At 45.8% G+C, this 7,500-nt stretch carries 10 protein-coding genes; 2 read left to right on the top strand and 8 right to left on the bottom strand.

All coding sequences use genetic code 11. From position 1 onward, the window contains the following. Positions 1–162: 162 nt before the first annotated feature. Genes FTU67_RS08170 through FTU67_RS08160 form a run of 3 tightly spaced genes read right to left on the bottom strand, consistent with a single transcriptional unit; the run spans position 163 to position 3,004 of the window. On the bottom strand, positions 163–1,251 hold the full coding sequence (locus tag FTU67_RS08170; protein WP_180006789.1) for a DUF6670 family protein: 1,089 nt from the start codon (positions 1,249–1,251) through the stop codon (positions 163–165). 24 nt (positions 1,252–1,275) lie between these two features. Beyond that, on the bottom strand, positions 1,276–2,100 hold the full coding sequence (gene pssA, locus FTU67_RS08165) for a CDP-diacylglycerol--serine O-phosphatidyltransferase (RefSeq protein WP_016659558.1): 825 nt from the start codon (positions 2,098–2,100) through the stop codon (positions 1,276–1,278). Between the two features lie 46 nt (positions 2,101–2,146). Then, on the bottom strand, positions 2,147–3,004 hold the full coding sequence (locus FTU67_RS08160; RefSeq protein WP_005182209.1) for a 23S rRNA (adenine(2030)-N(6))-methyltransferase RlmJ: 858 nt from the start codon (positions 3,002–3,004) through the stop codon (positions 2,147–2,149). Between the two features lie 116 nt (positions 3,005–3,120). On the opposite strand from FTU67_RS08160, the gene FTU67_RS08155 reads away from it, so the two are divergent. Then, the gene (locus FTU67_RS08155) at positions 3,121–3,723 is read left to right on the top strand and encodes a 2OG-Fe(II) oxygenase (protein ID WP_005182206.1); all 603 of its coding nucleotides are present in this window, start codon (positions 3,121–3,123) and stop codon (positions 3,721–3,723) included. Positions 3,724–3,783: 60 nt separating this feature from the next. Continuing rightward, on the top strand, positions 3,784–4,311 hold the full coding sequence (locus tag FTU67_RS08150; RefSeq protein ID WP_005182203.1) for a hypothetical protein: 528 nt from the start codon (positions 3,784–3,786) through the stop codon (positions 4,309–4,311). Between the two features lie 94 nt (positions 4,312–4,405). On the opposite strand, the gene FTU67_RS08145 is transcribed toward FTU67_RS08150, so the two are convergent. The 5 genes from FTU67_RS08145 to FTU67_RS08125 all read right to left on the bottom strand — a co-directional run bounded on the left by FTU67_RS08145 (position 4,406) and on the right by FTU67_RS08125 (position 7,446). Next, positions 4,406–4,663: a DUF2789 family protein gene (locus FTU67_RS08145; RefSeq protein WP_005182199.1), complete on the bottom strand. Its 258-nt coding sequence runs from the start codon at positions 4,661–4,663 to the stop codon at positions 4,406–4,408. 110 nt (positions 4,664–4,773) lie between these two features. Continuing rightward, positions 4,774–5,034, bottom strand: a complete 261-nt coding sequence (locus FTU67_RS08140; protein ID WP_005182196.1) for a DUF2789 family protein — start codon at positions 5,032–5,034, stop codon at positions 4,774–4,776. Positions 5,035–5,179: 145 nt separating this feature from the next. Further along, positions 5,180–5,434 carry a DUF2789 family protein gene (locus FTU67_RS08135; RefSeq protein WP_005182193.1) on the bottom strand — a complete coding sequence of 85 codons (255 nt, stop codon included), beginning with the start codon at positions 5,432–5,434 and terminating at the stop codon, positions 5,180–5,182. A 193-nt stretch (positions 5,435–5,627) separates the two neighbouring features. Next, positions 5,628–6,614 (bottom strand): malate dehydrogenase, encoded by a 987-nt coding sequence (locus FTU67_RS08130; protein WP_180061623.1) that lies wholly within the window; start codon positions 6,612–6,614, stop codon positions 5,628–5,630. Between the two features lie 178 nt (positions 6,615–6,792). Then, positions 6,793–7,446 carry a ribonuclease I gene (locus tag FTU67_RS08125; protein WP_045796419.1) on the bottom strand — a complete coding sequence of 218 codons (654 nt, stop codon included), beginning with the start codon at positions 7,444–7,446 and terminating at the stop codon, positions 6,793–6,795. Between the last annotated feature and the right edge of the window lie 54 nt (positions 7,447–7,500).

The following is a 7,500-nucleotide window of genomic DNA, read 5'->3' as shown; positions in this document are numbered from 1 at the left end:
GAACTCAACCATTTTAGCTAAATCCTTGTTTATCAACAAGTTTTTATCAACATCACCGCCGATGGATGTGCATTATAGAGCAAATAAAACCTGACGCAACCCCTATTTTTAATTATTTTGGGAAATACGACACAACTGTTTATTTATTCAACAAAAATACACTTATTTTTCTTTTTTCACTAAAAATGGGACCGGATTGGCCAAATGATCACCTAATTTTTCTGCCTGATTTTTTTCCTGCCATTTTAAGGCGCGACAATCAATATATTCACAATAGCCGCCTTCGCCCTGTTCTTCGACATCATTTATTTTGACCTGATAATGAAAACTGCCGACATAACCTGCAGCCAAGCCAAATTTAAAATCCCCGCGGCTTTGTGCCTGAATATGGATACGCGTGCCATCTGCACCGCTGTAACACCATTCAAATTCACGCGGCAGATACATGCTTTGCCGGTTTGGAGTCATCACCGCCGGATAAACCCGGTGTACTTTAAAATATACGCCTTCATCAAATAGCCGGCTTTGACCGCTGCTCAGGTCACGCAAATACATCCGCGACTGCAAAATCCGGTTAAAGCGGTCCCGCACTTGGGCCAGTAATAACTGCCGTTGTTGCTGCAGATTAATCACCTGATAGGTAAAAAAGGCTAAAGGTAGATAAGGAAAATTAATGGCTCGCGCATATTCAAAGCTGCCGAGTTGCTGGATCTGATAATGTTGCTGTTTATATTGAAGCTGTCCACTGCATTCACACAGCAAAGACCAGTGATCGGCCAGCCCCATGCGTAGCTTGGCAAAATAGGAAATCACCGGGGTAGTACGAATCTTCAGATCAAAACTGAGTTCAGAATCCAGACGTTGGACCCGAAACTCCGGAAAATGTCCTTCCAGCTGTTCCCGGCCACCAAACTGAAACAGTGCCGGCTTGAAATAACATTCTTTTTCCACTGAATAACTGCTGAGCTGCCCCACCATATGTGGACTGGAACTGACCAGTACCGTAGCAGTATCCAGCGGATGGGTTTGAATCGCGCTGTCATTACGCAGCATCGGGGCATTTGGCTGCCCAATCAGGCTCAGGAAATTAAGATAATGTAAGGGCGCGGGCAAATTGGGAATCATCAGCCCTTGATGAATAATTTTATATTTCTGGTTCGGGGCGTGAAAAGGCAGCTGCTCAAGCTTGAGTTGATGTGGAGCTTGATTCAGTTGTTTGGATCGATCGAGAAAATCTTGAAACATCTGCATAGCAAGCTCCTGGGTGTCATCTTGTTATGATTCGGCGGTTTTTCTCGCCATATAAGTGGTCACAAAACCTGATAATGCATAGATGATAGAAATCACCAGAATACCGACCGGAATATTATAGGTCATGGCCGCCAGTACAAAAACTGCTATCGGCAGCACAATAAACGGCACCCGCTTACGGTCCAATGTCTTAAAGGAATAATATTTAATATTGGAAATCATCAGCAAGCCAACCACCACAATAATCACGGCGTTGATGATCTGAATACCAAAGTCCTGAATATTATAAATTTCAGGAAAATCGCGGCCGACCCAGACCAGCGACACCAGCATTAAAGCCGCCAATGGACTGGCTACACCAATAAAATAACGCTTATCAACCACGCCAATCTGCACGTTAAAACGCGCCAGACGGAAAGCCGCACAGGCGGTATAGACAAAACAGCAGGCCAAGCCAATCCGGCCCAGATCATTCAGGCTCCAGCTATACATTAAAATTGCCGGGGCCACACCAAAGGCCAGCATATCGGACAAGGAGTCAAACTGCTCACCAAACGGACTTTGCGCACCAATGGCACGCGCAACACGACCATCTAAACCATCAAATAAGGCCGCCAGGAAAATGGCATAAATGGCCTGGCTATATTCGCCATTCATGCTGGCAATAATTGAATAAAAGCCCGACAGTAAAGCCGCGGTGGTAATGAGATTAGGCCACAGGTAGATGCCACGGCGTTTGACCTTTTGCCCCTCGCGGGTACGTTCCTCTTCCACCACTTCAAATGTGATTCCATCGTAATCATGTTCACGCGTCACGGAATCACCCTCGGGCTTCGGTGTGTTTATCATTATTTTATTCCTAACTCTAACCTAATCTCTGTTGTGACTGCTTGGGTTATTCGCCAACCAGCCAGCGTACTGCTGCATGTCCACCATTGTCCTGCATGCGTAAATGCGGGAATAACCATTGTAAGGCTTCATCTGCATCTTCAGAGAATTTCCAAGGTGGATTGATCACCAGTAAACCACAGCCATTCAAGCCAACCGGGGTATCATCTGGCCAGACACAGATTTCGCAAACCAGCTGACGGCGAATGCCCGATTTGTACATTTTCTTTTCAAAACGTTCAATCATGGCGCGGTCTTTAATTGGATACCACACCGCAAACACGCCTGTTGGCCATTTTTTATAGGCCGCGACCAGCAGTTCTACCAGCTGCGGGAAGTCTTTACGTTCCAGCTCATAAGGCGGGTCAATCATGACCAGACCGCGTTTTTCTTTCGGTGGAATCACCCCAAGCAGACCTTCGTAAGCATCACGTTCATGCAAGCCAGCACGACGGTCACGGATATTGCTGCGCAATTGCTGAAAAACATCACGCTGCATTTCAAACACCGTGGCTTTATCCATCTCACGCATGCCTTGTAAGGCAAACCATGGTGAACCCGGATAAGCACCCTTGCCATCCGTCTCGCGCATCTGCTCGACCAGATTCAGATACTGCTTCACGCCTTCCGGTGCATTGCGGATAATCGAGTCATCCAGTTTGACCAGACGGTGAATACCATTTAAGAACTCACCCGACTTCTGTGCAGGTGCTAAAGATAAGTCGTATTTGCCTGCACCGCCATGTGTATCAATATAGCGATAAGGTTTATCTTTGGCATTTAAACGTGTCAGTAACTGAAGCAAAAGCACATGCTTCATGACATCGGCAAAGTTGCCTGCATGGAAATGGTGACGGTAATTCATGTTTCTTTAATTCCTGAAATCAACCGGTATTTTAGCATGAAAAAAAGTTTCATTCAGAGGCTTATCTTGCTCTAAAATAGTTCCCCCGCTTTTTTATCCTTGTTCGAGTTTTGCCTATGCAAACACATTCTCTACCACCATCCTGGAATCTGGCACAGATATTCAATGATCTGGATCAATCCGGTTATGCCCTGATTGATGATGCCTATCCACAGGATTATGTACAAGCTTTGGTAGCAGAATGTACCGCACATTTGAATGAGTTTCGTAACGCAGCCATTCAAAACGGTGTGGTCAGCCAGATTCGCAGTGATCATATCTTATGGCTGGATTCAAGCCTGCCGGTTGCCGAGCAGCATACCCAAACCTTAATGGCGCTGGCCGAGCAATTAAATCGTGCCTTTTTTCTGGGCATTAAGGAAGTCGAAGCCCATTTTGCCTGTTATAACGCCGGCGAATTTTATGCCCTGCACCGCGATAATCCGCAAGGTAAAAATGGCCGGATGATTTCCTGCGTCTTTTATCTGCATGAACAGTGGCAGGCCGATTGGGGCGGTGAATTACGCTTGCAGGACAAACAGGGCGAATGGCAGATCATTGCGCCACAGCCCAACCGGATGGCCTTATTCCAAAGTGATTTGCTGCATGAAGTGCTGCTCTCCAAACAGCAGCGCCTTTCGATTACTGCCTGGCTGCGTAGTGATCCACAGTTGTGGTGATCCTTTAAATCCTGGCAAGTGGCCTCATATAAACCGTATTGTGAACTGAGGATTGTGCCGATGCGTGATACCACCCAACCGATTATTCAGCGTATCGGTGAAACTGACCAGCTCTATTTACAGGGCAACACCCCGGAACTGGCGCTGGAACGTGCTTCATTACGCCTAGAACTGGTGATGCTGAGTCAGGTCCGTCAGGAGCAGACCTATTTCCTGCAAGAAGCGATTGTATTGCTGGAGCAGGGCCGGGTTGAATTTGAGGAAATGCCGCTGTCCTTATATTTAAATCTGTCCTTAACCCTGGCCAAGGCCTATATGCTGTATTTTGAAATCAGCCAGGAAACCCGCTTTGCCTTAATTACCCAGCAGATTCTAAAACCGCTGACCAATTATAATCATGGCGATATTTACCTGTTTCTGGCCTATGCCAGCGCAGCGAAAAAAGAAAATGCCCTGACTCAGCACTGGCTGACCAAATACCGTAAAACAGCCGAGTTTGATGCCGATGTACTACGTGAACATACTGCCTTTGAACACTGTCATGGTCAAAGCTGGTTTGTGCAGCTGATTCAGCCGCGTTTACACTAAAGCTCAGCACGAAAAAAATATTTAACAACAAAAATGCCTCATTGATTGAGGCATTTTTTATGGACTACAGAAACGCTTGAATCTTCAGGCGGGATTAAGCGGTTTGGGCTTTATAGGCATCCATATGTAATTGTTGATTCAATTCATCGACCCAGATCGCCCAGTCATCATCCTGGACCAGATGACTGATTAATAAAGCACGCTGGGATTTATTCCAGAACGGCGCATCATGCAAAGAAATATGGGAAGGCAGTTGATGGGTACGTACATAAAGTTCAATGGCCGCCGGACTATTGGCTAAACCAAGTTGAGAAAATAATAGAGCTAAGGATGGTGTGTTGTGATTGAGCATCTCGCCCTCCTTATATATCAGATAAATTGTAGTTATTTATCCATCTAACTTATAAGATAAAGCAAAAAAAACCTAGTCTTTGCGACCAGGTTTGTTGTTTCAATTTGTGATTAAAGTTCGCAAGAGCCGGAAAGCTTATGTTCGGTATGTAATTGCTCGTTTAAGACATCAATCACGATGGCCCATTCATCATCACTTTTCCAGTGACTGATAATGAAATCGTGCTGGGCCTTGCTCCAGAATGCGGCTTTATGTAGGGGAATATCGGAAGTTAATTGATGGCTTTCAATAAATTGATCAATGGCTTCTGAACTGGACTCTAGACCCAGCTGCTCAAATAACAGTTCTAATGTGGGTTGCTGATCAAACATGGCGCCCTCCTCAGCATTTTTTTACTGTATTGTAGCTTTACGTTATAAGAATTCTGCACAAAAGCACAGCCTTGTGACTGCGCTTGTTGTATTTTTTTGTACCAAAGCATGTAAGGCGGATGAACCTGATTGAACTGGCTCCGGCTTATTGCGCCAGCTTGTCGCTTTCAACGTGTAGTAACTGGTTTAATTTGTCGATAATCACAATCCACTCATCATCCTGATGCCAGTGTTCGCGTAAAAAGGCGCTTTGTCCCTCACTCCAGAATCCAGCATCGGGCAAGGTCACTTCTGCCGGCAATTGATGGGCACGCACAAATTGCTCAATAGATGCTTCGTCTGCGGCTAAACCCAGTTGTTCAAATAATAATTCTAAGGTCGGCTGTTGTTCGAGTACCATGGAATGACTCCGTATTTTTCTAGGCGAAGTCCATAAACTAGCAAATCCGGAACAGCATTAGGGCTACAGGCCGATGTATTCTTGTTATGTTTTGTGAGGTTTGTCATGGCGCTGATCAATACAACAATCCATACAGCTGCATAAAAAAAGCACCCCAAATGGAGTGCTTTTTCTAACTTAGTTCAACACTAAATTATTTCACCATGTCAGCAATTGCTGCACGTTCTTCTTCAAGCTCGTTTAGCGTGAAGTTGATACGCTCACGGCTGAACTCGTCGATTTCAAGACCTTGAACGATTTTGTATTCGCCATTTTCGCAAGTTACAGGGAAACCGAACATTACGCCTTCAGGAATACCGTAAGAACCGTCAGAAGGAATACCCATAGTTACCCATTCGCCGTTTGTGCCAAGCGCCCAATCACGCATGTGGTCAATTGCAGCGTTTGCAGCAGATGCAGCAGAAGATAAACCACGTGCTTCGATGATCGCAGCGCCACGCTTACCAACTGTAGGAAGGAATACGTCTTTGTTCCATTCAGCATCGTTGATTTTGTCTTTTAAGCTTTCTCCATTTGCAGTTGCAAAACGGTAGTCAGCATACATTGTTGGAGAGTGGTTACCCCAAACTGTCATTGTTTTGATGTCAGAAACAGCAACGCCAGCTTTTTGAGCAAGTTGAGTTAACGCGCGGTTGTGGTCAAGACGTAACATTGCTGTGAAGTTTTTCGCTGGAAGATCTGGAGCAGATTTCATTGCGATGTAAGCATTCGTGTTCGCAGGGTTACCTACAACAAGAACTTTAACGTCACGGCTCGCAACTTCGTTCAGCGCTTGACCTTGACCGATGAAGATTTCACCGTTGACTTTAAGAAGGTCAGCACGTTCCATACCTGGACCACGTGGACGTGAACCAACTAAAAGTGCATAGTCAGCATCTTTGAATGCAACTTTAGGATCATCAGTACCGATCATGCCAGCCAATAATGGGAAAGCACAGTCGTCAAGTTCCATCATTACGCCTTTCAGCGCTTGTTGAGCTTTCTCAACAGGAATTTCTAATAATTGAAGAATAACTGGTTGGTCTTTACCCAACATTTCACCGCTAGCGATACGGAATAATAGGCTGTAACCAATTTGACCAGCAGCGCCAGTAACGGCAACGCGAACAGGTTGCTTCATGTAATTATCTCCAGTTGAGAGGATAGTTAATGCGATTAAATAGCTGTTCTATCTAATCTTAATAATCATAAACGGCAAAGATTGTACTCCAATCCTTTGTCAGATGCATGTAAAAGGCTATGGATTTCAACAAAAGTCTGATAGGAAATATAAATAAAATGCCGAAAAACGTCGGGTTTTAGTATGAACCTTTAATAATAAAGGCCGATGGACACTGGGTTTCCACGCTACTGCTGCACTGTTTATAGCGCCCATTCGGGCTATAGCAGATTTTCAATTCAGTTAAATAACTTTTGGCCTGATGCGAAGTGCACTGAAAGTGAATGCTCTTGGAATGCATGCCCGGATTCAGGCGAATAAACAGCCGGTTCAGTTCATTCTGCTGCACCACGGTAGTTTCCTGACCGGTCAGCACCGCCGGGACTTTCAGCCGGTCGGCATAGTTAATGATGGTACGGAAATACTGGCTGGCATTCATCGGTACGCAGCCACCAATACCCTGCCACAATTGCACCCGGGCATGTTCATCGGGCATGACCCGTGCCACCACTTTGGCCTGAATGGGAGACAGTTTGGCTGAAGAGCTGGTTTCGCAGTCACGACGGGAGGTTTCCGGATACAGCCCGGTAATATTCAGCGAGTAGCCTTGCAGGCATTTCCGCTGCTTGGCGCGGTTGCTGTCAAACATGCACACGGCGGGTGTCATTTGTACATCCATGACATAGCCCTGCACCGTGGCAGCACATGCAGCACTACTGAGCAATACCCCCGCCCCACCCGAAATCAGGATGAGGATTCCCGCTGGCTGCCCCCCGGCTGTCAATTTCTTCATTCTCAAACTTAGCACCTTCTCGTGTCGTTTTGAGTCCCATCCTCCTGCATCCAT

The sequence above is a fragment of the Acinetobacter sp. YH12132 genome (genome assembly GCF_013418645.1).
Taxonomy (GTDB): Bacteria; Pseudomonadota; Gammaproteobacteria; order Pseudomonadales; family Moraxellaceae; genus Acinetobacter; species Acinetobacter indicus.
The sequence above is the reverse complement of the archived record's forward strand: the minus strand, read 5'-3'. Positions and strand labels throughout refer to the sequence as shown.